General features: G+C 71.7%; 27 protein-coding genes. 17 read left to right on the top strand and 10 right to left on the bottom strand.

Annotated features, from left to right (window positions below; genetic code table 11):
• Positions 1-80: 80 nt before the first annotated feature.
• Both ND450_RS22580 and ND450_RS22575 read right to left on the bottom strand, forming a co-directional pair.
• A complete protein-coding gene (locus ND450_RS22580) occupies positions 81-368 on the bottom strand; it encodes an Lrp/AsnC family transcriptional regulator (protein ID WP_030465012.1) in 288 nt (95 codons plus the stop codon).
• A gap of 190 nt (positions 369-558) precedes the next feature.
• Entirely contained in the window at positions 559-2,259 is a 1,701-nt protein-coding gene (locus tag ND450_RS22575; protein ID WP_253320748.1) for a DEDD exonuclease domain-containing protein, read from the bottom strand.
• Positions 2,260-2,429: 170 nt separating this feature from the next.
• Between ND450_RS22575 and ND450_RS22570 the strand changes: the two genes are divergently transcribed.
• The 4 genes from ND450_RS22570 to ND450_RS22555 all read left to right on the top strand — a co-directional run bounded on the left by ND450_RS22570 (position 2,430) and on the right by ND450_RS22555 (position 6,869).
• The gene (locus ND450_RS22570; RefSeq protein ID WP_371927394.1) at positions 2,430-3,809 is read left to right on the top strand and encodes an NYN domain-containing protein; all 1,380 of its coding nucleotides are present in this window, start codon (positions 2,430-2,432) and stop codon (positions 3,807-3,809) included.
• 65 nt (positions 3,810-3,874) lie between these two features.
• The gene (locus ND450_RS22565) at positions 3,875-4,879 is read left to right on the top strand and encodes a C40 family peptidase (protein WP_253320747.1); all 1,005 of its coding nucleotides are present in this window, start codon (positions 3,875-3,877) and stop codon (positions 4,877-4,879) included.
• Positions 4,880-4,987: 108 nt separating this feature from the next.
• Positions 4,988-5,755 carry a basic secretory family protein gene (locus tag ND450_RS22560; RefSeq protein WP_253320746.1) on the top strand — a complete coding sequence of 256 codons (768 nt, stop codon included), beginning with the start codon at positions 4,988-4,990 and terminating at the stop codon, positions 5,753-5,755.
• A gap of 10 nt (positions 5,756-5,765) precedes the next feature.
• Positions 5,766-6,869: a glycosyltransferase family 4 protein gene (locus ND450_RS22555; protein ID WP_253320745.1), complete on the top strand. Its 1,104-nt coding sequence runs from the start codon at positions 5,766-5,768 to the stop codon at positions 6,867-6,869.
• 94 nt (positions 6,870-6,963) lie between these two features.
• Here the strand turns inward: ND450_RS22555 and ND450_RS22550 are convergent, their stop codons facing one another.
• Both ND450_RS22550 and ND450_RS22545 read right to left on the bottom strand, forming a co-directional pair.
• A complete protein-coding gene (locus ND450_RS22550) occupies positions 6,964-9,831 on the bottom strand; it encodes a BTAD domain-containing putative transcriptional regulator (RefSeq protein ID WP_253320744.1) in 2,868 nt (955 codons plus the stop codon).
• Positions 9,832-10,078: 247 nt separating this feature from the next.
• On the bottom strand, positions 10,079-11,875 hold the full coding sequence (locus ND450_RS22545) for a long-chain fatty acid--CoA ligase (protein ID WP_253320743.1): 1,797 nt from the start codon (positions 11,873-11,875) through the stop codon (positions 10,079-10,081).
• A gap of 98 nt (positions 11,876-11,973) precedes the next feature.
• Between ND450_RS22545 and ND450_RS22540 the strand changes: the two genes are divergently transcribed.
• Genes ND450_RS22540 through ND450_RS22515 form a run of 6 tightly spaced genes read left to right on the top strand, consistent with a single transcriptional unit; the run spans position 11,974 to position 16,236 of the window.
• A complete protein-coding gene (locus ND450_RS22540) occupies positions 11,974-12,354 on the top strand; it encodes a polyketide cyclase / dehydrase and lipid transport (protein WP_089928373.1) in 381 nt (126 codons plus the stop codon).
• Positions 12,355-12,412: 58 nt separating this feature from the next.
• Positions 12,413-13,201, top strand: coding sequence for a metallophosphoesterase (locus tag ND450_RS22535; protein WP_253320742.1), 789 nt, complete (start codon positions 12,413-12,415; stop codon positions 13,199-13,201).
• Between the two features lie 23 nt (positions 13,202-13,224).
• Positions 13,225-13,665: an SRPBCC family protein gene (locus ND450_RS22530; protein ID WP_253320741.1), complete on the top strand. Its 441-nt coding sequence runs from the start codon at positions 13,225-13,227 to the stop codon at positions 13,663-13,665.
• A complete protein-coding gene (locus ND450_RS22525) occupies positions 13,662-14,870 on the top strand; it encodes an ArsA family ATPase (RefSeq protein WP_253320740.1) in 1,209 nt (402 codons plus the stop codon). Before ND450_RS22530 ends, ND450_RS22525 begins: the two co-directional genes overlap by 4 nt.
• Before the next feature lie 23 nt (positions 14,871-14,893).
• Complete coding sequence (locus ND450_RS22520; protein ID WP_253320739.1) at positions 14,894-15,250, top strand: hypothetical protein; 357 nt, start codon at positions 14,894-14,896, stop codon at positions 15,248-15,250.
• 14 nt (positions 15,251-15,264) lie between these two features.
• On the top strand, positions 15,265-16,236 hold the full coding sequence (locus ND450_RS22515) for an ROK family glucokinase (protein ID WP_371927782.1): 972 nt from the start codon (positions 15,265-15,267) through the stop codon (positions 16,234-16,236).
• Positions 16,237-16,238: 2 nt separating this feature from the next.
• Here the strand turns inward: ND450_RS22515 and ND450_RS22510 are convergent, their stop codons facing one another.
• Positions 16,239-16,571, bottom strand: a complete 333-nt coding sequence (locus tag ND450_RS22510) for a DUF3140 domain-containing protein (protein WP_256557241.1) — start codon at positions 16,569-16,571, stop codon at positions 16,239-16,241.
• A gap of 50 nt (positions 16,572-16,621) precedes the next feature.
• Between ND450_RS22510 and ND450_RS22505 the strand changes: the two genes are divergently transcribed.
• Positions 16,622-16,837, top strand: a complete 216-nt coding sequence (locus tag ND450_RS22505; RefSeq protein WP_253320737.1) for a DUF2945 domain-containing protein — start codon at positions 16,622-16,624, stop codon at positions 16,835-16,837.
• Positions 16,838-17,082: 245 nt separating this feature from the next.
• Here ND450_RS22505 and ND450_RS22500 read toward each other — a convergent pair whose 3' ends face one another.
• A complete protein-coding gene (locus tag ND450_RS22500) occupies positions 17,083-17,568 on the bottom strand; it encodes a hypothetical protein (RefSeq protein ID WP_245786738.1) in 486 nt (161 codons plus the stop codon).
• A gap of 175 nt (positions 17,569-17,743) precedes the next feature.
• Here ND450_RS22500 and ND450_RS22495 point away from each other — a divergent pair, with 175 nt between their 5' ends.
• The 5 genes from ND450_RS22495 to ND450_RS22475 all read left to right on the top strand — a co-directional run bounded on the left by ND450_RS22495 (position 17,744) and on the right by ND450_RS22475 (position 22,572).
• Positions 17,744-18,478, top strand: coding sequence for a 1-acyl-sn-glycerol-3-phosphate acyltransferase (locus ND450_RS22495; RefSeq protein ID WP_253327974.1), 735 nt, complete (start codon positions 17,744-17,746; stop codon positions 18,476-18,478).
• A gap of 21 nt (positions 18,479-18,499) precedes the next feature.
• Positions 18,500-19,012 carry a polyadenylate-specific 3'-exoribonuclease AS gene (locus ND450_RS22490; protein WP_253320736.1) on the top strand — a complete coding sequence of 171 codons (513 nt, stop codon included), beginning with the start codon at positions 18,500-18,502 and terminating at the stop codon, positions 19,010-19,012.
• A 76-nt stretch (positions 19,013-19,088) separates the two neighbouring features.
• Positions 19,089-20,117 carry a 6-phosphofructokinase gene (locus ND450_RS22485; protein ID WP_089928455.1) on the top strand — a complete coding sequence of 343 codons (1,029 nt, stop codon included), beginning with the start codon at positions 19,089-19,091 and terminating at the stop codon, positions 20,115-20,117.
• A gap of 299 nt (positions 20,118-20,416) precedes the next feature.
• The gene (locus ND450_RS22480) at positions 20,417-20,773 is read left to right on the top strand and encodes a putative quinol monooxygenase (protein ID WP_253320735.1); all 357 of its coding nucleotides are present in this window, start codon (positions 20,417-20,419) and stop codon (positions 20,771-20,773) included.
• 2 nt (positions 20,774-20,775) lie between these two features.
• Positions 20,776-22,572 (top strand): FAD-dependent monooxygenase, encoded by a 1,797-nt coding sequence (locus tag ND450_RS22475; RefSeq protein WP_253320734.1) that lies wholly within the window; start codon positions 20,776-20,778, stop codon positions 22,570-22,572.
• A 33-nt stretch (positions 22,573-22,605) separates the two neighbouring features.
• Here the strand turns inward: ND450_RS22475 and ND450_RS22470 are convergent, their stop codons facing one another.
• The 4 genes from ND450_RS22470 to ND450_RS22455 all read right to left on the bottom strand — a co-directional run bounded on the left by ND450_RS22470 (position 22,606) and on the right by ND450_RS22455 (position 25,766).
• Positions 22,606-22,983 carry a nuclear transport factor 2 family protein gene (locus ND450_RS22470; RefSeq protein ID WP_253320733.1) on the bottom strand — a complete coding sequence of 126 codons (378 nt, stop codon included), beginning with the start codon at positions 22,981-22,983 and terminating at the stop codon, positions 22,606-22,608.
• Positions 22,980-23,429 carry a cupin domain-containing protein gene (locus tag ND450_RS22465; RefSeq protein WP_253320732.1) on the bottom strand — a complete coding sequence of 150 codons (450 nt, stop codon included), beginning with the start codon at positions 23,427-23,429 and terminating at the stop codon, positions 22,980-22,982. Before ND450_RS22465 ends, ND450_RS22470 begins: the two co-directional genes overlap by 4 nt.
• The gene (locus ND450_RS22460; RefSeq protein WP_253320731.1) at positions 23,398-24,906 is read right to left on the bottom strand and encodes an NAD(P)/FAD-dependent oxidoreductase; all 1,509 of its coding nucleotides are present in this window, start codon (positions 24,904-24,906) and stop codon (positions 23,398-23,400) included. Before ND450_RS22460 ends, ND450_RS22465 begins: the two co-directional genes overlap by 32 nt.
• Positions 24,907-24,983: 77 nt before the next feature.
• On the bottom strand, positions 24,984-25,766 hold the full coding sequence (locus tag ND450_RS22455; protein ID WP_253320730.1) for an IclR family transcriptional regulator: 783 nt from the start codon (positions 25,764-25,766) through the stop codon (positions 24,984-24,986).
• Positions 25,767-25,805: 39 nt separating this feature from the next.
• Between ND450_RS22455 and ND450_RS22450 the strand changes: the two genes are divergently transcribed.
• Positions 25,806-26,576 carry an SDR family oxidoreductase gene (locus ND450_RS22450; protein WP_253320729.1) on the top strand — a complete coding sequence of 257 codons (771 nt, stop codon included), beginning with the start codon at positions 25,806-25,808 and terminating at the stop codon, positions 26,574-26,576.
• The last annotated feature ends 2 nt before the right edge of the window (positions 26,577-26,578 follow it).

The following is a 26,578-nucleotide window of genomic DNA, read 5'->3' as shown; positions in this document are numbered from 1 at the left end:
CTCCAGCTGAACGACCGAAAGGCCCCCGTGAACTTCTCACGGGGGCCTTTCGGTCGTTGGAGGCTCCAACTTGCCGGTTCCTACTGGGCGTCGTCCAGGCCGATGGAGAACGCGGCCTCGTCGTCGCGCTTGGAGTAGCTGCGGAACGCGATGTGCGTGTCGGTGTTCAGCACGCCGGCGACCTTGCTGATCTTGCCGGGCACCAGGGCGGCGAGGTCCTCGTGCTTGCTCACTCGCACCAGCGCGATCAGGTCGACGTCACCGGCGCAGGAGTACACCTCGGTGACTCCGTCGATGTCGGCGATCTCCTGCGCCGCCTCGGGAATGCGTTCGGCGGCGGCCTGGATCAGCACGATGGCGGTGACCACGGCGTCCTCCTCGGGTCTTGGGCTCCGGTGTCTCAAGCACCCGTAGTCTGCCCTACCGGCTGATCAGGGGCGTGAGGACGTCACCGCTCATGACGCGCGGCCGGCGTGCGGACGGACGCAACGCTCGGCACCTCGGACCCGCACACCGAAAACCCGTACGGCGTGGTCCGCCGCCACGGTCTCTGACAGGTCAGTTCCAGTGGTCGTGGATCGGGCGGGCGCTCGCCGCCTGCTCGGCCCACGGGAGCCAGGCCGCGGCGGCGCCGGCGGGGGACGACCACGGCTCGTCCGCGTAGACGAGGCGGGTGCCCGGCTGGTCGAGCCAGCGCAGGACGACACCGGCCTCCTCCGGGGGCGCGCCGCGCAGCGGGCCCGGTGTCGGGACGACCGTCTCGGCCGAGGCGACGAGCGCGTCGACCACCGGCATCGGGCGGGTACCGCGGCGGGCCACCCCGGCGGAGGCGAGGCGGCCGTGGCGGACGACCGCGAACTCCCAGCCGCCCTCGCGGTCCGGTCGTGCGGCCACGAGCTGGGGGAGTGCGGCGAGGGCCGCGAGGCGTTGTGCCCGGTCCAGGGACCTGACCAGTCCCGCCAGGCGGTCGCGGCGGCGGGCGGCCTCCTCGAAGCGTTCGGCCGAGGCCAGGCCGTTCAGCTGGGTGACGAGGGTGCGCAGCGGGTCGGCGCTGCGGCCGACGACCAGGTCGCGCACGGCGATGACGGCGGGGGAGTACTCGTCGACCGTCTGCTTGCCCGCGCAGGGAGCGCGGCAGCGGTCCAGTTCGGCGAGTGCGCACGGGGAGGCCCGCTGGTTCGTGGCCGGGATCTTGATGGTGCACGAGCGCAGCGGCACGGCGTCCAGCAGGGCCTCGGCGACCGCCTCGGCCGCCTTGCGGGTGCGGAACGGGCCCAGCGCGCCGTCCCGCGGGACCTTGACCAGGGAGATCCGGGGGAACGGCTCGTCGGTCAGGGTCAGCCACCAGGCGTGGTGCGGGTTCTTGGAGCGGCGGTTGTAGGCGGGGCGGTGAGCGCGTAAGAGGCGCAGTTCGCGCACTTCCGCCTCCAGTGGGTGGGCGCACTCCACCGCGTCGACGCGGACGGCGAGCGCGACCATCTCCCGCAGCCTGCGGCGGCCCTCGCTCGCCGTGAAGTACTGGCGGACCCGGCGCCGCAGATCGGAGGCCGTGCCGACGTAGAGCACCTCCTCCTTCGGGCCGCGGAAGAGGTAGACGCCCGGCGTGTTGGGCAGGTGGGCGGCCAGCGAGCGCTTGCGGCGCTGCTCCGGTGTCACCTCCGGCAGGTACGCGAGCAGTTCTTCCAGCGAGTGCACGCCCACGTTGCCGACGCGCTCCAGCAGCGCGTGCAGCACCTCGACCGTCGTGCGGGCGTCGGCCAGGGCGCGGTGCGTCGGCTTGGTCTCCGTGTGGAAGAGGTCCGAGAGCGCCGACAGGCGGCACGACGGCGCCTCGTCGCGGCTCAGCACCCGCCGGGCGAGCTTCACCGTGCACACGACCGACGGCTTCGGCCAGCGGTAGCCGTGGCGTTCGCAGGCGGCCTTCATGAAGCCGACGTCGAAGCCCGAGTTGTGCGCGACCAGCACCGCCCCCGCCGCGAACTCGAGGAACGCGGGCAGCACCGTCTTCATGGTCGGCGCGCCCGTCACCATCAGCTGCGTGATCCCGGTCAGCTGCGCCACCATCGGCGGGATGCCGCGCTCCGGGTCCACGAGCGTGGCGAACTCGCCGAGCACCTGGCCCCCGCGCACCTTCACCGCGCCGATCTCGGTGACGGCGTCCTCCTCGTTGCTGCCGCCCGTGGTCTCGAGGTCGAAGACGACGAACGTCGTGTCGCGCAGCGGCGTCCCGAGCTCGTCGAAGGACAGTTGTCCGGTCACGCGGCTGACGTTAGCGACGGGGTCTGACAATTTTCGCCGGCGATCTTCGGGAGTGCCCTGACCTGCGGTTGCTCCATTGGAGTGGAGTTCAGGTGATCTTTTCCAGATCGTTGTTGCCGCCGCGGACACGTCCGTGCGCCGCTCGAGTGCGAGGGCTCTAGCCTGTGGGGGTGTCCGAACCGGTGCCCGAGCACGAGATCGACCAGCCTGCCGCGGAGGCGGGTGAGTCCGCAGGGGAATTCGCAAACGAATCCGCAAACGAATCCACTGTGGACTGGTCGGCGCTGCCGGAACCGTTGCGGGTGAGGCTCGCGGAGCTGGGCGCGGACGCGCTGGGTGAGATGGCCAAGGTCGACGTGCCGCAGCACCTGCGTCCCGTCGCGAAGTTCGCCCCGACGAAACGTGCCCGGCTCGGTGGCTCGCAGGTCGTGGCGGGGCTGCGGGACTCGGCGAACTTCCGCACCGCCGTGGTCGAGTGGCTGCGCAAGAACAGGCCGTCGACGCTCGAGGTGACCTCGCCGGACCCGGTGACGGCGGCCGCCGCGGCGGTGCTGACCGGCGACGACGTGGCACCGCACTACGTGGAGCTGGTGTCGCGGCGGGTTGGCGACGCGACGCTGCGGGCCGAGAGGGACGCGGCCGTCGTGCGCGCCGAACGGCTCGAAGGCGAGTTGGAACGGTTGCGGGCCGAACGCGCCCAGCTCGACGGTGCCGCCGAACGCGTCCGCGCGGAGGCCGAGGTCGAGCTGGAACGCCTGCGCAAGCGGTTGCGCGAGCAGGGCGTGAAGCTGCGCGAGGCCAAGGACGCCGCCGAGGCCGCCGCCGCCGAGGTCGGCAAGATCCAGGAACGCACCGACGACGAGGTCAAGCGCCTGTCCGCCGAGCGCGACCGGGAACGCGAACGCGCCGAGACCGAGCGCGGCAAGGCGCAGCGCGCGATCGCCGACGCCGAGGTGGCGCGCCAGTCCGCGCGCGAGGCCCGGCAGGCCGACGAGGTGCGCCTCGCGTTGCTCGTGGACACCCTCGACGGCGCCGTGACGGGACTGCGCCGCGAACTGGCCCTGGGCGGCAGCGGACCGCGTCCCGCCGATCTCGTGCGGGGTGCCAGCGCCTCGCAGGGGACCGTCGGCCGGGTCGAGGACCCGGCGGCGCTCGACCGGCTGCTGGCGTTGCCCGCGGTGCACCTGGTGGTGGACGGCTACAACGTCACGAAGACCGGTTATCCGGAGCTGTCGCTGTCGGACCAACGCGACCGGCTCGTGCACCAGCTGGCGGTGCTGGCCGCGCGCACGGGCGCCGAGGTGACGTTGGTGTTCGACGGCGCCGGTGTGGTGGCCGTGCCCGCGGCGGCCCCTCGTGGCGTGCGCGTGCTCTTCAGCGATCCCGGTGTTCTGGCCGATGACGTCATCCGTGCCCTGGTCACGGCGGAGCCCGAGGGGCGTCCCGTGGTGGTGGTGACGTCCGATCGCGCGGTCGCCGACTCGGTGCGCCGCCGGGGTGCGCACCCCGTCCCGTCCGCCGTGTTGCTGGCCCGTCTCGGGCGAGTTTGATCACCCGGTAGCCTGACGCCGTCGATCTTGACGGTCTGGTTCTGGCGAAGGGGATCGGCGACCTCATGTCGCGCAACTCCACCCGTGTTCTCGTGGTTCTCCTGATGTTGTTGACGGCCGCTCCCGCTGCTTCGTTAGCGGCACAGCCGGCGGATCCCGCGCGCGCGTACGCGGACCTGACAGCGCAGGCGACGAAGCTCAACGAGGAGGTCCTGCGCGCGCAGGAGGACCTCGACCAGCGCAGGGCCGAGCTCGACCGAGCGACCGCGACGGTGGCGGCGGCGCAGCAGGTCGAACGGCAGGCCAAGCGCGACCGCGACGACTTCCAGGGCCAGGTCGACCTCATCGCCCAGGCGTCGTTCGAGGGCGCCCGGTTCAACCAGCTGTCGGCGCTGCTCGTGGCGGACTCGCAGCAGGACTTCCTGAACCGCCTGGAGATGATGCGGGTCCTGGCCGCGGACAAGGCCGAGTCGCTCGCCCGCCTGTCCGGCGCGGTGGAGAAGGCCCGCCAGGCGCACCAGGTGGCCGAGAACGCGCGCGCCCGCGCCGCGGAGACCACCGCGGCGGCCGAGAAGCTGAAGGGCGAGCTGGACGGCCGCAACCAGGCGTTGCAGGCGCAGATCACCGAGGTGCGGACGGCGCTGACGCGGCTGCCCACCTCCGTCGTGAACCAGCTGCGCGATCCGGGGGACCGCTCGCCGATCAGCACGCCGTCCGGGGTGGCGGGCACCGCGCTGACGTTCGCGCTGGCGCAGCGCGGCGACGAGTACAGGTACGGCGGCACGGGCTTCGACCAGTGGGACTGCGCGGGGCTGACGATGAAGGCGTACGCGGCCGCCGGGATCACGATCCCGCGCACGTCCGGCGGCCAGGCCGGGGTCGGCCGCGTGGTGTCGCGCGACGACGTCCGCGCGGGCGACCTGATCGTCTACTACGCGAGCCGGTCGCACGTCGCCATGGCCGTCGACGGCACGCGGGCCGTGCACGCCTCCACCGAGGGGCAGCCGGTGAAGATCGCGCCCATCGACGCCATCGGGCCCATCGCGGTGATCCGCCGCATCGAGGGCTAGTGGTGTGGCTCAGGACGTTGCCGGTGTATTCGTGGTCAGACGGCGACGGATCCTGCTGAGCGCGGATGCGCCGCCAACGTTCTGTGCCACGCCACTAACGTTGCGCCGGTGAGGCACCTCCGGACGTTGCTGGCGATCACCGTCGCCATGACGTTCCTGCTGGGCGTCACCGTCGCCCTGCGGCCGGTCGAGGCGCCGCCGCTCGTGGCGCCCCGATGCGACGAGAGCGTGCTGACGACGGCGTCGGGCACGGTGACCAGCAGTTCCTGTGACGGTGAGCTGGCGTCACGCGTGTCAGGCCTGCTCGACACGTCCGTCGACGGCGTCGCCGATATATTGGATATCAGCTGGGTGAGGCGCGTCGACGTCGTCGTCCCCGCGTCCGGCAGCGAGTTCGTGACGCTCGTCGGGCCGGCGTTCGCCGACATGGCCGGGGTGGCCATCAGGGACGGCTCCGGGCAGCGCGTCGTCCTCAACCGGGTGCGTGCGGCGGCGTTGTCGGACCTGGAGCTGAAGGTGCTGCTGCGGCACGAGATCACGCACGTCGCGACGCGCGACCTGACGTCGGACTCGGCCCCGCTCTGGCTGGTGGAGGGGTTCGCCGACTGGGTGGCGTTCCACGGCCTGGGGTTGTCGCTGCGGCAGACCGCGCCGTTGCTCACGCCCGAGGTCTCGGCACTGCCGGTCGACTTCGGCGGTGCCGGCCGCGACCTCGCCTACCAGCAGGCGTACTCGGTCGTGGTCTACCTGGAGTCGGGGCTGGGGGAGCGTGGCGTCGTGGACTTCTACCTGCGGTACGCGTCGTCGTCCGCGGTGGACTCCGGCGTCGTCGACGTGGCGGGCTGGCGCGATTTCCTGATCAAGAGCATCGGATAGCGTTGGGTTCGTGCGCCGAACCTTGCTGGTGACCAACGACTTCCCGCCCCGCCCCGGTGGCATCCAGTCCTACCTGCACTCCCTGGCGACACGGCTGCCCCAGGACTCGCTCGTCGTGTACGCGCCGAAGTGGAAGGGCTCGGACGAGTTCGACGCCGAACAGCCGTTCCCCGTGGTGCGGCACCCCACGTCGCTGATGCTGCCGACGCCGGACGTGCTGTCCCGCGCCCGCGACATCGCCCGTGCCGAGTCGTGCGAGGCCGCGTGGTTCGGAGCGGCGGCACCGCTCGCGCTGATGGCGCCGTCGCTCGGGCTCAGCCGCGCGGTGGCGAGCACGCACGGGCACGAGGTCGGCTGGTCGATGCTGCCGGTCGCACGGCAGGCGTTGCGCGCGATCGGGTCCGGTGTGGACGTCGTGACCTACGTCAGCCGCTACACCCGCTCGCGGTTCGCGGCGGCGTTCGGCCCAATGGCGGCGCTCGAACACCTGCCGTCCGGAGTGGACACCGAGCAGTACCGCCCGGACCCGGCCGCGCGCGCCGAGATGCGCCGCCGCTACGGCCTCGGCGACCGGCCCGTGGTCGTGTGCGTGTCCCGCCTCGTGCCGCGCAAGGGCCAGGACGTCCTGATCCGCGCGCTGCCGCTGATCCAGCGGTCGGTGCCGGACGCGGCGCTGCTGATCGTCGGCGGTGGGCCGTACCGGGGAACGCTCGAGAAGCTGGCCGGCGGTTCCCGGGACGTCGTGCTGACCGGCTCCGTGCCGTGGGAGGAACTGCCCGCGCACTACAACGCGGGCGACGTCTTCGCGATGCCCTGCCGCACGCGCGGCCGCGGCCTCGACGTCGAAGGGCTCGGCATCGTCTACCTGGAGGCGTCCGCGACCGGGCTGCCCGTGGTGGCCGGACGGTCCGGCGGCGCTCCTGAGACCGTGCGGGACGGCATCACCGGCAACGTCGTCGACGGCCGCGACGTCGAGAACGTCGCCGAACGCGTCGCGTCGCTGCTCGCCGATCCCGAGATGGCCGCGAAGATGGGACGTGCGGGGCGCGAGTGGGTCAGCGACCACTGGCGCTGGGACCAGCTGGCGCACCGGCTCGAAGGCCTCATCGGCTGATATCCGGTATATCGGCCGGGTCGGCGGACCAGGCTCCCAGGTGGGGCGCTGGGCTCGGTGTCGTCTGCTCGGCGTGCGCGACGGGTGGGCGGCCTCAGGCGAGTTCGCGGGCCCTGTTCTCCAGCGCGCGCAGCCCCAGTTCCGCACCGCGCCGCGCCGCCTGGTCCGCGGTCGACCGGGCGTCGGCGTCGCGGTCCAGGTCGCGCAGCACCACGGCGAGGTCGATGAGCGCCCGGACCTCGCCCGAGGCGTAGCCGATCCGCCGTGCCGTCGTCAGGGCCTGCTCGAACAGGCCCGCGGCGGAGTCGAGGTCGGACAGGGCGCGGCGGGTCTCGCCGAGGGTGAGGCGGACCGACGTCGCCACCTGCTGGTCGCCGCCGTCCGCCACCAGGGACAGGGCCCGCGACGCCAGCGAGAGGGCCTCCAGGGTGTTGCCCGAGGCGAGTTCCAGGGCGGCGAGGTTCTCCAGCGCCTCGGCCTCGCCGGCGGGGACGTTGCCGATCTCCAGGGCCCGTTCGAGGTGGGCGCGGGCCTCGTCCAGGCGTCCCTGCAGGCGCAGCGCCATGCCGAGGTACGTGTGGCTGTCGGCGTTCGGGGCGAGGGCCAGCGCCTGCGAGAAGTGGTCGACGGCGCCGTCGACCTCGCCCAGTTCCACGGCCAGCTGGCCCAGGTTGTAGAGGCCGGTGCTGACGCTGTCCGCCGAGGACGGGCGCAGCATCTCCAGGCAGCGCAGCAGGGCGTCCCGGGCGGCGACCAGGTCGCCCGAGCGGCGGTGCACCAGGCTGAGGTTGTTGAGCACGCCCGCCTCGGCGTCCCTGTCACCGAGCTCCCGGTAGAGCTCGACGGCGTGGTCGTGGTGCTCGACGGAGCGCGCGTACTCGCCCAGGCGCAGGTAGAGGGTGCCGAGGTTCGCGTGCATCGCGGCCTCGGCCGGGCGGTGGGCGGACGCCTGCGCTGCCTGCAGGCCGTGGTGCGCGGTCGCGAGCCACTCGCCCACGTGCTGGCCCATCCAGAGGTAGCCGCGCAGCGCGTCGGCCAGTTGCCAGGCCATCGTGGCCGGGCCGTGCTCGGCGGCGTGCCGGATGGCGGCGATGAGGTTCGGGCGTTCCGCGTCGAGCCACGTCAGGGCCTCGGCCGCGGTCGAGATCCGCGGGGCCGGGCCCGTGGACGACGACGGGAGCCGCACGATCCCGGGGTAGAGCAGCTCGGCGCAGCGCTCGACGCCGCGCAGGTAGTGGTTCAGCAGGGCGGTCCACGCCACCTGCTGCTCGGCCGGGGTGTCCGACTCCTCGCGCAGCGCGGCGGCGTAGCGGACGAGCTCGTCGTGGAACCGGTAGCGGCCCGGCGCCGGGGACACCACCAGCCGCGCGATCGCCAGCACCGCCAGCAGGCCGTCCGCGTCGACGTCGGCCAGCGCGGAGGCGGCCTCGGCGGTGAAGTCCGGTCCCGGCACCACCGACAACAGCCGGAACAGCCGCTGCGGCGCGGGAGGTAGCGCGGCGTACGCGAGCTCGATCGGCGAGCCCGAGATCGTCACGTCGTCCCGTCCGGCCAGGTACGCGGCCGCCACCCGCAACGCGAGCGGCAGGTGCCCGCACCGCTGCGCCAGCTCCCCGTGGTAACCCGGCCCCAGCAGGGTCGACAGCAACGACTCCGACTCGGCCGGCGAGAACACGTCCACCGGCACCGTCCGCGCGCCGTTCAGGGCGATCAGCCCGCGCAGGTCGTCGCGCGACGTCACGAGCACGCGGCAGGACGCCGTCCCCGGCAGCAGCGGACGCACCTGGTCGGGCGCGGAGGCGTTGTCGAGCACCAGCAGCATCCGCCGGCCCGACAGCAACGACCGCAGCATCGTGCTCTGCTCGTCCGCGTCCGGCGGGATCTCGTCCGGCGGCACGCCCAGCGCCCGCAGGAACCTCGACAGCACGTCCACCCCGTCCGCGGGCGCGCCCAGGGCGTAGCCGCGCAGGTCGACGTACAGCTGCCCGTCCGGGAACCGGTCCCGCAGCAGGTGCGCCACGTGCACCGCCAGCGTCGTCTTGCCCACCCCCGGCGGCCCCGCCAGCGTCACGATCGGCACCGACCCCGTGACCAGCCCGGAGATCCGTTCCACGTGCGCGGACCGCCCGGTGAAGTCCGCGATGTCGTCCGGCAGCCGCATCGGTGCCGCGGGCTCCCGCACGACGGCAGCGGGCTTCACCACCGGCGCCGCGAGCTCCGGCGACCCGACCAGGATCGCCTGGTGCAGCGACCGCAGCTCGGCCGAGGGGTCGATGCCCAGCTGCTCGTCCAGGGTCCGGTCGAGCTGCCGGAACGCCTCCAGCGCCTCCGCCTGCCTGCTGCTGCGGTACAGCGCGAGCATCAGCTGCGCCCAGAACCGCTCCCGCAACGGGTGGTCGCGCGTCAGCCCGAACAGCTCCGGCAGCAGGTCCGCGTGGTTGCCCAGCGCCAGCTCGACGTCGACCCGCTGCTCGTGCACCGTCATCAGCAGCTCGGTCAGCCGGGGGGCGTGCTCGGCGTACAACGTCTCGGACGGTACGTCGGACAACACCGGCCCGCGCCACAGCTCCAACGCCTCGGCGAACGCCTTCCGCGCCGTGACCAGGTCAGCCGAGGAGACCGCCGCACGGCCGCGAGCCGCCGCCTCAGCGAACTGATGCGCGTCCACGGCAGACGGATCCACACGCATCCGATAGCCGTCAGCCGCGGTCTGGATCAGCGAGGGGTCGCCCAGAGCCGCACGCAACCGCATGACGTACGTCTGCAACGTGCCACGCGTGCGCGCGGGAGGTGTGTCCCCCCACACGTGCTCGACGAGTTCCGTCACGGGAACGACGCGGTTCGGTCGCAGCAGCAACGCCGCCAGCAACGCTCTGTGCTTGCCCGCTCGCAGTACGACAGCGGCGCCGTCCAGGCGCACCTCCAGCGGGCCGAGCAGCCGGAACTGCGGACCCGAAGCCATTGCCTTCCCCTCGCGCGAGCCGGACGATCCCCGTCTGCCCGACAGCCTATGCGCGCTCTGTCGCCGGGTGACATCGGCGCGTCAGCGATACGTCAGCGCCGTCGGGCAATCTTCTCCACGTCCCGGTCGGGGGGCCGGGGCAACAAACTTCTCGGGTTCTGCGGAGTTCTCCGCGGATCACGATCGCTGGGGGTCGAAAGGCCCAGGAGCTTCGCAGAGCTCCTGGGCCTTTCGCGCTTTCCGCCCGCTACTTCGCGTAGATCGCGTCGATGTCCGCCGAGTAGGTCGTCGCCACGACGGAGCGCTTCAGCTTCAGCGACGGCGTCATCTCGCCGCCCGCCTCGGTGAAGTCGACCGGCAGCACCCGGAACTTGCGGATCGCCTCGGCCTTGGACACCGACTTGTTCGCCTCGTCCACCACGGCCTGGATCTCGGCCAGCAGGTCCGCGTCCTCGATCAGGTCCGGGACCTCGGCCGACGCCGGCTTGCCGTGCGACTCCTTCCACGACGGGAAGAACTCCGGGTCGATCGTGATCAGCGCGCCGATGAACGGCTGCTTGTCGCCGACGACCATGCACTGCGAGATCAGCGGGTGCGCCCGGATGCGGTCCTCGAGCTGCGCGGGGGAGACGTTCTTGCCACCGGCGGTGACGATGATCTCCTTCTTGCGGCCCGTGATCTTGAGGTAGCCGTCGGAGTCGAGCTCGCCGATGTCGCCGGTGTGGAACCAGCCGTCCTCGAGGGCCTCCTTGGTGGCGGCCTCGTTGTTCCAGTAGCCGGTGAAGACGATGTCGCCCTTGATCAGGATCTCGCCGTCCTCGGCGATCCTGACCGACGTGCCGGGCACCGGCAGGCCGACCGTGCCGACCTTCTCCTGGCCGCGGAACGTCACGCACGCCGCCGCCGACGTCTCGGTCAGGCCGTAGCCCTCGTAGACCGGGACGCCCGCACCGCGGAAGAAGTGCGACAGCCGGTCGCCCAGCGGCGCGCCACCGGACACCGCCGCCATCGCGCGGCCACCGAGGGCGGCGCGCAGCTTCGAGAACACCAGCTTGTCGAACACCGCGTGCTTGATCCGCAGGCCGATGCCGGGGCCGCCGTCGTCCAGCGCCTGGCTGTACGCGACGGACGTGGCCTCGGCGGCGTCGAAGATCTTGCCCTTGCCGCCCGCGTGCGCCTTCTGCTTCGCGCCGTTGTAGACCTTCTCGAACACGCGCGGCACCGCGACGACGAACGTCGGCCGGAACTGGCCGAGGTCCTCGACGAGGTTCTTGACGTCGGCCGTGTGGCCCAGCGTCACCCGCGAGTACACGCACGCGAGGTACAGGGCGCGCGCCAGGATGTGCGCGAGGGGCAGGAACAGCAGCAGCGAGTTGCCGGCCGTGAGGATCTCCGGGAACCGCGACAGCGCCGACCGCACCTCGGACAGCAGGTTGCGGTGCGTCAGCGTGCAGCCCTTGGGACGGCCGGTGGTGCCGGACGTGTAGACCAGCGTCGCCGTGTGCTCCGCCTGGACCTGCCCGCGGCGCTCGTGCACCTGCTCGTCGGTGATCTCGGCACCCAGCGCGGTCAGCTCGTCGACCGCCGCGGCCGAGCCCTCGACCTGCCACACGTGGCGCAGCTCGGGCAGCTTGCCGACGACCTCGTCGACCAGCGCGCGGTGCTGCGACGCCTCGACGAACACCGCCTTCGCGCCGGAGTCGGACAGGATCCACTCGATCTGGTCCGCCGACGACGTCTCGTAGATGGGCACCACGACGCCGCCCGCCGCCCAGATGGCGAAGTCGAGCAACGACCACTCGTAGCGCGTCTTGGACACGAGGCCGACCCGGTCGCCGAGCTCCAGACCTGCTGCTACCAGGCCCTTCGCGACGGCCATCACCTGCGCGGCGAAGTCACGCGCGGTGATGTCGACCCAGGTGCCGTCGACCTGCCTGCGGAAGCTGACGGCGTTGCCGAAGCGCTCCGCGTTGGCCCACACCATGTCGGTGAGGTTCTCCTCCGGAGCCACAGCGGCGGTGGCGGGGACGCTGAACTCGCGCACGTCAACCTCCGTACGGTGAAATGTTACTGGTCGGGAAACTTAGCGTGTGATTCCGGCGATACAAAGGTCGGTACGCCCTTCCGTTACCTTTTGTCCTCATGGCCAGCGTGGACGTCGTCGACGAGACTTTCCTCGCGGTACCACCCAGCGTGGTCGCCGCGGCTTTCGCCTCGCCCCCGGCATGGCGGGAGTTCTGGCCCGACCTCGAGCTCGACGTCTACGCGAACCGCGGTGACGAGGGCCTGCGCTGGACCGTCGGCGGGGCGCTCGTCGGCACGATGGAGGTCTGGCTCGAACCCGTCCTCGACGGCACCGTGCTGCACTACTTCCTCCGCGCTGATCCGCCCTCCGGCTCGTTCACGCCGCGCGACGCCCGCCGTGAGGTGCAACGCCGCCAGCTCGACGCGAAGTCGGTCTCGCTGGGGCTCAAGCTGACCCTGGAGGACGGTCGCCCGGCCGGCTGCCCGCCGGCAGGGTGATCTTGCTCGACTTCCGTCTCGCGGAACACCTCCATGCGGCGTCAACTAAGTTGGAACCGTGCGGGTTCACGTGGTTTCCGATGTCCACGGCAACGCCGAGGCGCTGGCGCGCGCCGGTGACGGGGCCGACGCCCTCGTCGTGCTCGGCGACCTGATCGACTTCGTCGACTACCACGACCACTCCAAGGGCATCCTCGGCCGCGTCTTCGGGCCGGAGAAGGTCGGGATCTTCGCCGAACTGCGGCGCGGCACCCGGCGCGCGGACACGGCGAGCTACATCCGGTCGCTGTGGGACGGTCTCGCCGACGCGCGGTCCGTCGTCGAGGAAGCGGTGCTGGAGCAGTACCACGCGCTGTTCAGCGCCATGTCCGCGCCGACGTACGCGACACCGGGCAATGTGGACAGTCCGCAGCTGTGGCCGCGGTTCGCCGGCGACGGGGTGCACGTCCTCGACGGCGAGGCGGCGGAGATCGGCGGGCTCAAGTTCGGCTTCGCGGGAGGCGGGCTCGCGGTACCGGGACTCGTCCGCAACCCCAACGCGCCGTGGTTCCCGTACGTGCGCACGGAGGAGGACATGGCGGACGCGCTGGACCGGATGGGGCAGGTCGACGTGCTGTGCACGCACATCCCGCCGTTGGTCCCGGAACTGACCTACGACGTCGTCGCGCGACGGCCGGAGTGGGGTTCGCGGGCCGCGCTGGACAAGATCCACCGCGAACGTCCGCGCTGGTCGGTGTTCGGGCACGTGCACCAGCCGTTGGCCCGGCGCGTGCGCCTCGGGCACACCGAGTGCGTCAACGTCGGGCACTTCCAGCGCAGCGGCAAGCCTCACGTCCTGAACTGGTAGCCACGCGAGTAACCTCCACGTCTATGGCCGACGAGTCCACTCAGTCCATCGTCATCGACGCTCCGCCAGAGAAGATCATGGCGATCATCTCGGACTTCCCGTCGTACCCGGACTGGGCGAACGGGATGAAAGAGGTCGAGGTCCTCGACACCTCCGACGACGGCCGTGCCCAGCAGGTGCGGTTCGCGATCGACCAGGGCCCCGTCAAGGACGAGTACACCCTGGCCTACGACTGGGCGGCCGACGGCCTGTCGGTCAAGTGGCACCTCGTCAAGGGCACGATGCAGAAGGCGCAGCAGGGCAGCTACGTGCTCGCGCCGTCCGGCACCGGCACCAAGGTCACGTACACGCTGTCGGTGCAGCTGGTGATCCCGATGATCGGGCTGTTCCGCCGCAAGGCCGAGAAGCTGATCCTCGACACCGCGCTCAAGGAGCTCAAGAAGCGCGCGGAGAAGGCGGCTTGAGCCGGGTCCTGCTCTTCACCGGCAAGGGCGGGGTCGGCAAGACGACGCTGTCCGCTGCCACGGCCGCCTCGCTGGCCGCGCACGGGCGCAAGGCGCTCGTGGTCTCCACCGACCCCGCGCACTCGCTGGGCGACGCGCTCGACGTGCGCCTCGGCGCCGAACCGTCCGAAGTGGACGGATCAGGCGGCCTGTTCGCGTGCCAGATCGACCCGCGCGGCCTCGTCGACGAGGCGTGGGGCGAGCTGCGCGGCCACCTGCGGACCGTGCTCGCGGGCGCCGGCGTCGACGAGCTCGACGCCGAGGAGCTCACCGTGCTGCCGGGCGTCGAGGAACTCCTCGCCCTGGCCGAGGTGCGCAGGCTCGCGGCCTCCGGGCCGTGGGAGGTCGTGGTCGTCGACTGCGGGCCGACCGCTGAGACGTTGCGGCTGCTGTCGCTGCCCGAGGCGTTCGCCGGGTACCTCGAACGGCTCTTCCCGACCCACCGGCGGGTGGTGCGCGGCCTGCTCGCGGGCGTCGCGGGCACCGGGACCGTCGAGAAGTGGGACGCGACGGCCGACGCGCTGAGCCGTCTCGCCGAACGGCTGGACGCGCTGCGCTCGATGCTCGCCGACCCGTCGTCGTGCTCGGTGCGGCTGGTGCTGACACCCGAACGGGTCGTCGCCGCCGAGACCCGCCGCACGCTGACCGCGCTGGCGCTGCAGGGCATCCGCGTCGACAGCGTGATCGCCAACCGGCTGGTGCCCTCACCGGGGGCCGCGCGCGGTGCCGCCGCCACCTGGCTGCGCACCCGCCGCCAGGAACAGGACGCGGTGCTCGCCGAGCTGACCGGCATCGGCGAGATCCGCACGGTCGACCACCGCGCGTCGGAACCCGTGGGCGTGACGGCGCTGCTGGAGGTCGCCGACCAGCTCTACGGCGACGCGGACCCGTTGCCGGGCGACGCGGAGGCGGCGTCGATGCTGGAGGTGTCGGGCAGCGGACGCGGGCTCGACGCCCGGTACTCGCTGCGGATCGCGTTGCCGCTGGCCGACGACACGGAGCTCGACCTCGCGCGCGTCGGCGACGACCTCGCGCTGACCGTGGACGGGCGGCGCCGGCTCGTGGCGCTGCCGTCGTTGCTCAGGCGCTGCATCGTCACCGGTGCGGAGATGGACTCGGGTGGCGTGACGGTGGGATTTCGTCCCGACCCGTCGCTGTGGCGATAAATCGGGGCGCTAGGAGCCAGTAGATGACCCAGGACAACACCGGCAAGCTCGCCGAGGAGCTGCGGCTGCTCATCGACACCGCCGCCGAGCGCATGCAGCCGTGGCTGCAGCGCGTGGCCGAGGCGGGCGACGGCGCGCACACGCCCGAGACGTGCGGCTGGTGCCCGTTGTGCAACGGCGTGGCGCTGCTGCGCGGCGACCGCTCCGAGCTGGCCGCGAAGGCCGCCGAGCACGCGGCGGGCCTGGTCGCGGTGCTGCGCGCGGCCCTGCGCGAGCCCGGTGCGCCCCCGGCACCCGCCGCGGAGGAGCCCGCGCAGGACTCCGGCCACGACGCCGGGCAGCGCGTGCAGCACATCAAGGTCGTCAGGAAGACCGACTAGTGCTCACCGTCGGAGTGGACATCGGCGGGACCAGCGTGCGCGCGGGTGTCGTGGACCCGCGCGGCTCGGTCCTCGACACCTCCCGCGCCCCCACCCCCACGAGCGAGCGCGCCCTGGAGGACGCGATCGTCGCCGCCGTCGAGGAGGTGGCGGACCGCCACACCGTGACGGCGGTCGGCCTCGCGGTGGCGGGGTTCATCGCCTCGGACCGCCGCACGGTCCGGTTCGCGCCGCACCTGGCGTGGCGGCAGGTCAACGTCGCCGAGCGCATGAGCGACCGCCTGGGCATGCCGGTGGTGCTGGAGCACGACGCGAACGCCGCCGCCCTGGCCGAACACCGCTTCGGCGCGGCCCGCGGCGCCAAGACCGCCGTGCTGGTCGCCATCGGCACGGGCATCGGCGCCGCGCTGCTGCTCGACGGCGAGGTCTTCCGCGGCGCGCACGGCGTCGCCCCCGAACTGGGCCACCTGCGCGTCGTCCCGGACGGCCGCCCGTGCCCGTGCGGCAAGAACGGCTGCTGGGAGCGCTACTGCAGCGGCACGGCCCTGAGCGCCACGGCCGTCGAACTGCTGGCCAAGCACCCCGGTGTGTCGACCGTCCTCGCCCGCGAGGCCGCGGGCGACTCCCGCGCGGTGACCGGCCGCCGGGTGGCGGGCGCGGCGCGCGACGGCGACCCGCTCGCCAAACGCGCGATGGCCGACCTGGCCCGGTGGCTCGGCGAGGGCCTGGCGCTGGTCGCGGACGTCTACGACCCCGAGGTGATCGTCATCGGGGGAGGGGTGTCGACGTCGGCGCCGCTGTTCCTCGACGACGCCCGCGAGCGCTACGCCTCCGTCGTCACGGGCGCGGGCCACCGGCCGCTGGCCAGGATCCGCACGGCGCAGCTCGGCGACGACGCCGGCATCGTGGGCGCGGCGACCCTGGCCCGCGAGACGGCGGCTCAGCTGACGACGCGCGGCTCCAGGAACCACTCGCGCCGCTCCTAGGGCTACTTCTTGAGCGGGTCGTGACCCCAGTTCATCAGCGAGTAACGCCAGCGGCTGTCCTCGACGTCCCCGCCCGGCCGCTGGGCGAGGTGGCGGTGGACGTAGCCGACGACCTTGCGCATGTGCTTGAGGTCGTCGTCGGTCAGGTCGTCGCGCTTCTTGCGCAGCAACGACACGATGCGCCGGCCCGACGCGTGTCCGGTCGACTCGCCGGACTGCTTGTCGCCGACCTCCTTGGACTCGTCGGTGCCGAGCCACTTCTCCAGCGTGCCGGCGGTCATGTTGACCGCGTCGCCGAAGTCCTTGCGCGTCTGCTCCTGGTCGTCGTCGCTCACGTTGGTCCTCCCGCTCGGGTTGGTTCGTCCGAGTGGGGTACCCCGCGTTCATGACGAAGCACCCCTACAAGCCCGGTGACGAGGTCGAGTGGTCGAGCCACGGTTCGACGACGCACGGCGAGGTCAAGGAGGAGATCACCACGGAGACGGAGGCGGCGGGGCGGAAGGTGAAGGCCTCGAAGGAGGAGCCCCAGTACCGCGTGGAGAGCGCGAAGAGCGGCAGGGACGCGGTCCACAAGCCGGAGGCGCTGCGCAAGACGAAGTGAACGTCCGCGGTGGGCGACGTCGGGGGTTGTTCGCCCACCGCGAACGTCCGGGTCTAGCGGCCCAGCAGGCGCAGGATGCGCGGGCGACGGCGCTTGGCCACGTCCTTCTTGCCGAGGGTCGCCATGGCGCGGGCCATCATCAGGTGCTGCATCTGGTCCATGCCCGACACGGTAAGCATGACCGAATCGTTATCTGAAGGTTTGAGTGGCCGTTATCACGCCGTTACCGGACGGGCCGTGACGTGTCACACCTGGGCGCCGTCGTCCCACCCGGAGTCGGGCGGCGGGGTGTTGCGCATGCGCAGGATCAGCCAGCCGACGCCCGCGCAGAGCGCCACCAGCGACAACGGCGTGCCGACGCTCGAGTGCAGTCCGAAGATGCCGGGCGCGACCAGCAGGAGGATGCCGAGCACGAAGAGACCGAGGGCGGCGAACGTCGAGGCGCGCAGCACGGGGAACGGCGGAGGCTCCGGCGGCACGTAGTGGTCCTCGTCTGCCGGGTCGCGTGGTTCGGGCTCTTCTTCCACGTCAGGGGGGATGTCGTCGGCGACGTCGTCGCGCGCCTTCGCGCCGCCCGGCTCCGTGCCCTCCGGGCTCGCGTCGTCGAGGTCGAGCCAGTCCTTGCCGACCCCGTCCCGCTCGAGACCCGCGACGATCTCGGCAAAGAGCTCGTCGACGTTCTCGGGGCCGTCGGTCGAGTCGCGCCGGGCGTTCATCCAGAGCCTCTCCAAGTGCCGCCACCCTCTGACCCCTCATCGTTGCACGGGCCGGATGTGTTGCGGGTTACGGCAGTCGGCTCAGCGCGCGCGTCACGCACTAACCCGGGATTCGTTGTGTGAGGTGCCGTCGGCTCCGTAGGCTGGATGCCGGGATCAAGGTTCGGTGTCTAGGGAGGCGCTTCCCGCTGTGCTGTACTGGATCATGAAGCACGTCCTCCTGGGACCGATCTTGCGGCTGTTCTTCCAGCCCAAGATCATCGAGGGCGCCGAGAACATCCCCAAGGAGGGCGGGGCGATCCTGGCGAGCAACCACCTCGCCGTCTCCGACTCGTTCTTCCTGCCGCTGATGCTGTCGCGGCGCGTCACCTTCCCGGCCAAGATCGAGTACTTCACCGGCACGGGCCTCAAGGGCAAGCTGCAGAAGTGGTTCTTCTCCGGCGTCGGCCAGGTGCCGATCGACCGGTCCAGCGCCTCAGCCGCGCAGGGGGCGCTCGACACCGGCGTGCGGATCGTGCGCGAGGGCAAGCTGCTCGGCATCTACCCCGAGGGCACGCGCTCGCCCGACGCCCGCCTGTACAAGGGCAAGGTCGGTGTCGCCTGGATCGCGCTGGAGTCCGGCGCGCCGGTCATCCCCGTGGCGATGTTCGGCACGGACAAGGCCAACCCCATCGGCTCCCGCATGTGGAAGCCGCACCCGATCCGCATCAAGATCGGCAAGCCGCTCGACTTCTCCCGCTACGAGGGCCTGTCCGGCGACAGGTTCGTGCTGCGCTCGATCACCGACGAGATCATGTACTCGTTGATGGAGCTCTCCGGCCAGGAGTACGTCGACGTCTACGCGGCCAAGGCCAAGGAGCAGACCGCCGACGTGCCCGAACAGGGCAAGAAGAGCGACCGGGTGCCCGAGACGAAGGTGAGCTGACCGCACCCCTAGGGTGTCGCGGTGCGGTTTTTCTACGACTGTGAGTTCATCGAGGACGGGCTGACCATCGACCTCGTGTCGATCGGCGTGGTCGACGAGGAAGGCCGCGAGTTCTACGCCGTGTCCACCGAGTTCGACCCCGATCGCGCGGGTCCGTGGGTGCGGCAGAACGTCCTCAACCAGCTGCCCTCGCCCGCGGACAAGGCATGGCGCAGCCGCGAGCGCATCCGCGAGGACCTGCTCGACTTCCTCGGCGCCCGCAACGCCGCCCGCGACGAGGTCGAGCTGTGGGCGTGGTTCGCCGCGTACGACCACGTGGCGCTGGCGCAGCTGTGGGGCGCCATGCCGGCGTTGCCGCGCGCCCTGCCGAGGTTCACCCGCGACCTGCGCCAGCGCTGGGACGACGTCGGCCGCCCCAAGCTGCCGGCCCCTCCTGCCGACGTGCACGACGCCCTCGCCGACGCGCGGCACAACCTCGCGCGCTGGAAGGTGATCGAGGAACACCGCAGGAAAATCGGCTTTCCTGTCCGCTGAGTGAGACCCCACGTTGCTGCACCGATACAGCTCGTGAAAGTCTGCGTGACACAGAACACGAGAGATGGGGAAGCAGATGCGCATCGGTGTGCTCACTGGCGGTGGTGACTGCCCCGGTCTGAACGCCGTGATCCGGGCCGTGGTCCGCAAGGGGATCAAGGCGCACGGCTGGGAGATCGTCGGGTTCCGCAACGGGTGGCAGGGCCCGATCGAGAACCTCACCAAGTCGATCGACCTCGCGGACGTCGAGGAGATCCTGACCCGCGGTGGCACGATCCTGGGATCGTCGCGCACGAACCCGTACAAGGTCGAGGGCGGTGTCGACCGCATCCGCGAGACCATCGCGGCGAACAACATCGACGCCATCGTCGCGATCGGCGGCGAGGACACCCTCGGTGTCGCCAAGCGCCTCACCGACGACGGCATCGGCGTCGTGGGTGTGCCGAAGACGATCGACAACGACCTCGGCGCCACGGACTACACGTTCGGCTTCGACACGGCCGTCCACATCGCGACCGAGGCCATCGACCGCCTGCGCACCACGGCCGAGTCGCACCACCGCGCACTCGTCGTCGAGGTCATGGGCCGTCACGCGGGCTGGATCGCGCTGCACTCCGGCCTCGCCGGTGGCGCCAACGTCATCCTCGTCCCGGAGCGCCCGTTCAACGTCGACAAGGTCGTCGAGCACGTCGAGCGCCGCTTCGAGAGCGAGTTCGCACCGATCATCGTCGTCGCCGAGGGCGCGATCCCCGAGGGCGGCGCCGAGGTGCTGCACTCCGGTGAGCGCGACGCCTTCGGCCACGTCCGCCTCGGCGGCGTCGGCCAGTGGCTCGCGGAGGAGATCGCGGACCGCACCGGCAAGGAGTCCCGCGCGGCCGTCCTCGGCCACATCCAGCGCGGTGGCACGCCGACCGCCTACGACCGCGTCCTCGCGACCCGCTTCGGCCTGCACGCCGTCGACGCCGTCGCCGCCGGTGACTTCGGCACGATGGTCGCGCTGCGCGGCACCGACATCGTCCGGGTGAAGCTGTCGGAGGCGACGGCCGAGCTCAAGACGGTTCCGGCGGAGCGCTACGAAGAGGCCGAGGTCTTCTTCGGCGCGTGATGCCCGGGCTGGCCCGCGGGGGTGAGCTCCGGCTCCTGCCTGCGGGCCTGGCGCCTGGGTTCGGCTGCCAGCCGCACGCTGGCAGGCGTCCCTCGGGTCGGCCCACCCCCGATATATCGGATATCGCCTGCGAATGCCGGGTGTCGACGCACCGTCGACGCCCGGCATTCGGCTTGTATACCGGCGGCACACGCACCCCTCCGCGCGCAGTCCCGCTCGCTGGGACTCGCGCTGTGACCGCCCTCTCCCCGGCTGCGATGGTGAATTCACCATCCGTTGAGCAGTTGGAGGAGACCCCGATGAGCGACGTGCGAGTCGTCCTGCCCGAACCGGACGCCGACGAGACCGGTCCGTACACGCACCTCGGCTTCGCGCAGGCCAGGCCTGGCCACGAGGACGAGGTCGAGGCGTTGATCCTGGGCCTGGTCGAGCCGTTGCGCGCGGAGGAGGGCTCGATCGAGTTCCACGTCCACCGCGACCGCGCCGACCGCTCGCGGTTCGTGATCTACGAGGTGTTCCGGTCGAAGCAGGACCTCGAGAAGCACCTCGCCGAGCCGTACGTGCAGGAGTTCGTCCGCGCGGTCCAGCCCCTGGTCACCGGGCCGCTGGTCCAGCAGTTCCTGCGCATGTCGAGCGACCTGCCGGCGGGGAGGTAGCCGTGGGTCTGCTGATCTTCGCCGTCGTCACACTGCTCTTCCTCCTCACCCGCCGCCTGTGGGGACGGCTGACCGGCAACCCGCTGCCGCAGGTCACCGCCCGCCCCGGCGGAGGGTTCCTGGCCGGCCTCGGCAGGTCGCGCACCCGTCCGGAACCGACGGTCGCGCCACCCAGGACCACCGGACCGCGGCTCGCCCGCTACGACTGCGACGTCCTCGTCGTCGGCGCGGGCCCGAGCGGCCTGATGACGGCCGCGCTGCTGGTCCGCCAGGGCGTCAGGGTGTGCGTGGTCGACGCCGGCACCGGGCCGGCCACCGAGTCGCGGGCGTTCGCCGTGCAGGCGCGCACGGTCGAGCTGTTCAGGAGCATCGGGCTCGCGGACGAACTGCTCGCGCGCGGTGTCGTCACCACAGGCATCCGGTTCCACATCAGGGGCAGGCACGTCGGCGGTCTCGACTTCGACCGCGCGAAGGCCGCGACGACGCCGTACCAGTTCATCCTCATGGCGCCGCAGTCCGAAGTGGAGGAGGTGCTGCTCCAGGACCTCGCCCGGCACGGCGTCACGGTCCGGCGCGACACTCGGCTCACCCGGCTGCACCAGACCGAGAACGCGGTCACGGCGTTGGTCGGGGAACGCACGATCACCGCCCAGTACGTCGTGGGCGCGGACGGCGCGCACAGCACCGTGCGGCAGCAGCTCGGGCTCAGCTTCGACGGCGACAAGTACGGCCAGCGCTACCTCCTGGCCGACTGCAGGGTCGAGTGGCCGCTCGACCACGCGCACTTCCGGGTGTTCGTGAACCGCGACCGCATCGGTCTTTTCCTGCCGCTGCACGGCGCCGAGACGTCCCGGGTCATGGTCACCGACTTCGGCGACCCGAAGGCCGAGTTCGACCTCGGCACCCTGCAGACCGAGCTGCGCAAGGCGATGAACCTCGACGTCACCCTCAGCGAGCCGATCTGGACCAGCCGCTACCAGGTCCACCTGCGCGGCGTCGACGACTACCGGCGCGGGCGGGGGTTCCTCGTCGGCGACGCCGCCCACATCCACTCCCCGGCGGGCGGCCAGGGCATGAACACCGGCCTGCACGACGCCGCCAACCTCGCCTGGAAGCTCGCGACGGCGATCAACGAGGACGTCGACCTGCTCGACACCTACTCCGCGGAACGCCACCCGGCGGGTGTGCGGCTGCTGAAGTTCACCGACCGCCTCTACCGGGTCGCGGCGGGACTGCGCGGCTGGAAGGCGTGGTTGCGCGACACCGCGGGCCCGTTCCTCGTCGGCCGGATGTCGGCGGCGCCGATCCCGCACCGCAGGTCGTTCCACCGGCTCTCGCAAATAGGCCTCGGCTACCGGCCCAGCGAGATCAACGTCAACGCGCTGCTGCATTCGCTGGAGGGCCCGCTAGCCGGGCACCGCGTTCCCGACGCCCGGATCAACGACCGGGAGCAGGTGTTCGACCTGCTGCAGGGCTACCGGCTGCACGTGATCGCGTTGTCCCGCAGGCACCTCAGCGCCGACGAGATCACCGTCCACACCGGAGCGCTCCAGGAGCTGGGCGTCGAAAGCCACCTCGTCGCCCGCGTCGAGGCCAGGCCGGACCCCCGCGTGCACCGGGCCGACGACACACAGGTGTTCGACCACTTCGGACTCACCGAGCCGGATTCGCAGGCCCTGTACGTGATCCGGCCGGACGGCCACGTCGCGTGGCGCTGCGACGAGCTGGACTTCGAGGCCTGCCAGCGGTTCCTCGCGACGGTGCGCCGCCCGGCCACCCAGCAGGTCGAAGCGGCATAGCGAAAGGGGCCCGGACGAGTCCGGGCCCCTCGTTCACGCCATCGTGGGCGATATGTCCATGTGCACGCGGTAGTCGACGATCTCGTCGCCGGACAACCAGATCACCGTCACGCAGGGCAGCGCGAGCTGCTTGCCGTCCGGTGCCTCGGTCTCGATGGTGAACCGGCAGAACAGCTGGTCCCCGACCTCGGCGACCTGGTCGACCACGTGCCGCACCCACGGCAACGCCCCTGCCGCACCCGCGGTCGCGGCCACCACGGCGGCGCGGCCGATCAACGGCTCGTTGTTGCCGAAGACGTAGGTGGCGTCCTCGGCGAACCAGGCGCCGAACGCCTCGGCGTCTCCGGCATCCACCGCGGCGCACATCTGCCGCACCATGTCGGTGCGGTCGAAACCAGGCCGCGGGCTCATGGCTTCTTCTGCAGTGAAAGGCCGTGCTGCACCATGATCTCCGCGACCAGCTTCATGTCGCGTGGCCCCGGCGGCAGTTCGGACAACGCCTGGTAGTAGTTCTCGAGCCCCGGCGGCGACACGACCGCGACCACGCGCGTCTCCTCGTCGAACGGGTTGTGGAACATGTGCGGCACCCCGCGCGGCATCAGCAGCGAATCCCCCTGCCCCAGCACGTGTTCCTCGCCGTCCAGCTCGACGACGACCCGGCCCTGCACGCACGTGAAGAGCTCGTCCTCGCGCGAGTGGATGTGGGTGGGCGGCCCGCCCAGGTTCGGCGGCACGACGTACTCGAACAGCGAGTAGGCGCCCTTGGTGTCCGCTCCGGTCAGCCGCGTGTAGATGCCCAGGCCGATCGCGCCGACGTTCGTGCCCTCACCGCTGCGGTAGACGTGATGCTTCTTCACGGGGGTTTCCATGGTCTCCAACCTCATTTCGACTGATCCGGGCGAGGAGCTGGGGAGTGACCCTGCGGTACGCCGAGGGCGCGACCGGGTTGAACCAGTGCGACGCGCGGGTGAGCTTGCTGATCTGCAGGCCGAGGTCCGCGAGCACCTCGTCGGCGTTCTTCAGCGAGAACGGGATGATCTTCGTGCCGCGGCAGTGGTGGGTGTTCGTGGCCTCGTCCATGAACGCGAGCTGCGCCGCCACGTCCGCCCGGCGCGTCTCCGGGTCCGGCAGGGAGAGCGCTCCCGCCAGGTCGGCCGCGATCCACAGCGCCGCCATCTCCGCGTTCAGGGGGCTGAAGAACGACGAGTTGTAGCCGTTGAAGTACAGGCCCGGCACGCCGAGCGGCTGGATCTGCCGGTACAGCGCGAAGTTCCCGCGCTCGTCGAACAACCGCTCCTGCACCGCTTCGGGCAGGAACGGCACGCCCTGCGTGAACCCGGTGGCGCAGACGACCAGGTCGGCGGGCAGCACGGTGCCGTCGGAGAGTTCGGCGCCGCCCGCCTTCAGCCGGGCGATCGTCCGGTCGCGGTGCACGCGGATCTCGCCGGACTCGACGCCCTCGAAGAACCCCTCGGTGGCGAGGCCGATCGCGCCCTTGACGATGTCCTCCATCTGCCCGGACGGCACCAGGTCGTGCTTCGCGAGCCCGAACTGCCTCACCGACACCGTGCCGAGCGAGTTGAGCAGCGAGCGCCGCAGGCCGTTCGCGGGGCCGTGCAGGAACTTCTCGACCCCGCGCAGGAACCGGTAGCGGAACAGCGCCTCGCCCATGCGGGTCAGCAGCAGCATCTTGAAGTTCACGACGCCGGCGATCTTGCGCGGGACCTTCCACAGGAGCTGTCTCGCGATGACGTCGGTGCTCGCGGCGACCCCGCTGATCGGCACCGTCACGTCGCACGCCGACTTGCCGTACCCGACGACGAGCGCGTGCTTGTCCCGCGCCTCCTCGACGTCGAGGAACTCGGTGCCCGCGAGCACCTTCCCGCCGGCCGCCTCGAACTCGTCGCGGCCCGGGAAGTCCGGCACGACCGGTTCGCAGAACACGCCGTTGGCCACGACCACGCGGTCGTAGCGGTACGTCGTGCCGGTGTGCGTGGTCAGCTCCCAGCCGCCACCGGCGGGCACGACGGACGTCACCGTCGTCTCCAGGCGCAGGCACGCGTCGACACCGAAGTGCCACGTGTAGGCCTCCAGGTACGCCTGCACCTGCGCGCCGGTCGGCCACTCCGGCAGGTCCGCCGGCATCGGGAAGTCCGAGAACGAGTACTGGGCCTTCGGGCTCTGCGTGGTGAGACCGGGGTAGCGCCTCGTGCGGCTCCACACACCGCCGACGTCCGGCGTCCGGTCGAACACCTCGACCTCGTGCCCTGCCTGCAACAACACCTTCGCGGTGGTCAGGCCGGCGACACCGGCGCCGATGATCGCGACACGCATCCTGGGCCTCCTCGCTGAGGACGTGACGGACCACACTGTGGAGCGCTGCCGCGGCCGCGACCAACCAGGAGTCCCGGCTAGTGGGACTCCCAGCGCCGGGTGGAGTACGCGCGGGTCGCCGCCGAGGCCGCCATCCGCACGGCCGGGCCGATCCGCTCCGGGCGCACCGCGGCGCTCGGGCCGGTCACCGACAGCGCCGCGGCGACCTCACCACCGGCGTTGAAGATCGGGGCGGCGATGCAGCTGATGCCGACGTTGCCCTCCTCGCGTTCGTAGGCCCAGCCCTGGTCGGGGATCGCGGCGAGCTCCCGGCGCAACGCCGTCGGGCTCGTGGTCGTGCGGGGCGTGCGGCGGTCCAGGCCCGCGGCGATGACCGCGTCCACAGTGGACGCCTCGGAGAACGCCAGCATCGCGCGGCCGAGGGCGGAGCAGTGGGCCGGGATCGTGCCGCCGACCTGGTGCAGCATCGGCATCGGCCGATGACCGGCGATCTTCTCCACGACCAGCACGCGGGTGCCGTCGAGAACGCCGAGCTGGACCGTCACGCGGGCGGCGGCGTACAGGTCCTGGAGGAACGGCAGCACGGCCTCGCGCAGCTCGTGCCGCACGGGCACCAGGCTGGAGAGCTTGAACAGGCCGGTGCTGATCCGGTAGCGGTCGTGCGGCTTGTCGAGCCAGCCGAGCTCGATCATCCGCGCCGCCGTCCGGTGCACCGTCGAGCGCGGGAGCCCGGATCTGCGCACCAGTTCGGCCAGGCCCAGCTCGCGGTGCGTCACGTCGAAGGCGTCCAGGATCGCCGCCGCGCGTTCGAGTGAACCGCTCGGCTCGGTGGACTGCGAGTCCCGGCCACTGGGACTCATCCTTGGCCAACCATCCGCACACGGCGACTGTAGGAGCTCATGGACGCAAACACCACGCGGGTCGCGCTCGTCGGGGGCGGCGCCGGAGGAATCGGTGCGGCGACGGCCGCGGCGCTCATCGAGAGCGGACATCGGGTGGTGCTTGCAGGACGCACCGAATCCACGCTGAAGGAGACGGGCGCGGCACTCGGCGCGGACCACGTGGTCTGCGACCTGGCCGATCCGGGCGAGGCCGCCGCCGTCGTCGACGAGGTCGTCGACCGGTGCGGGTCGCTCGACGTCCTGGTCGTGAACGCGGGCGGTCCGTCGCCCGGCGGGATCCTCGAGGTCTCGGACGCCCAGTGGCACCGCGACCTCGACCTGCTGCTGCTCGGCCCGCTGGCGTTGCTGAGGGAGGCGTTGCCACCGATGGCGGCGCGCGGGTTCGGGCGGGCCGTGGCGATCACGTCGACGGCCGTGCGGCAGCCGCAGCCCGGTCTCGCGTCGTCCACGGTGCTGCGCGCCGCCGTGACGTCGGCGATGAAGCTCGTATCGCGGCAGTTCGCGGCGAACGGCGTCACGGTCAACTGCGTCGCCCCCGGTGCGACCCTGACGCCCCGGCGGCAGGAGGTGCTGCGGCGCAGGGCCGAGGCGGCGGGCGTGGACTACGACACCGCGGCCGCCGCGGACCTCGGGGACATCCCGGCCCTGCGCGCCGCGGATCCGGGCGAGATCGCCGCCGCGGTGGCGTTCCTGGTTTCACCGCAGGCCTCATACGTCAACGGGACCGTGCTGACCGTCGACGGCGGCCGCACCGAGTTCGCACTCTGAAG

Source organism: Lentzea sp. HUAS12, assembly GCF_024125735.1.
Taxonomy (GTDB): domain Bacteria; phylum Actinomycetota; class Actinomycetes; order Mycobacteriales; family Pseudonocardiaceae; genus Lentzea; species Lentzea albida.
Note: the sequence above shows the minus strand (reverse complement) of the source record. Positions and strands in the feature narration are given on the sequence as shown.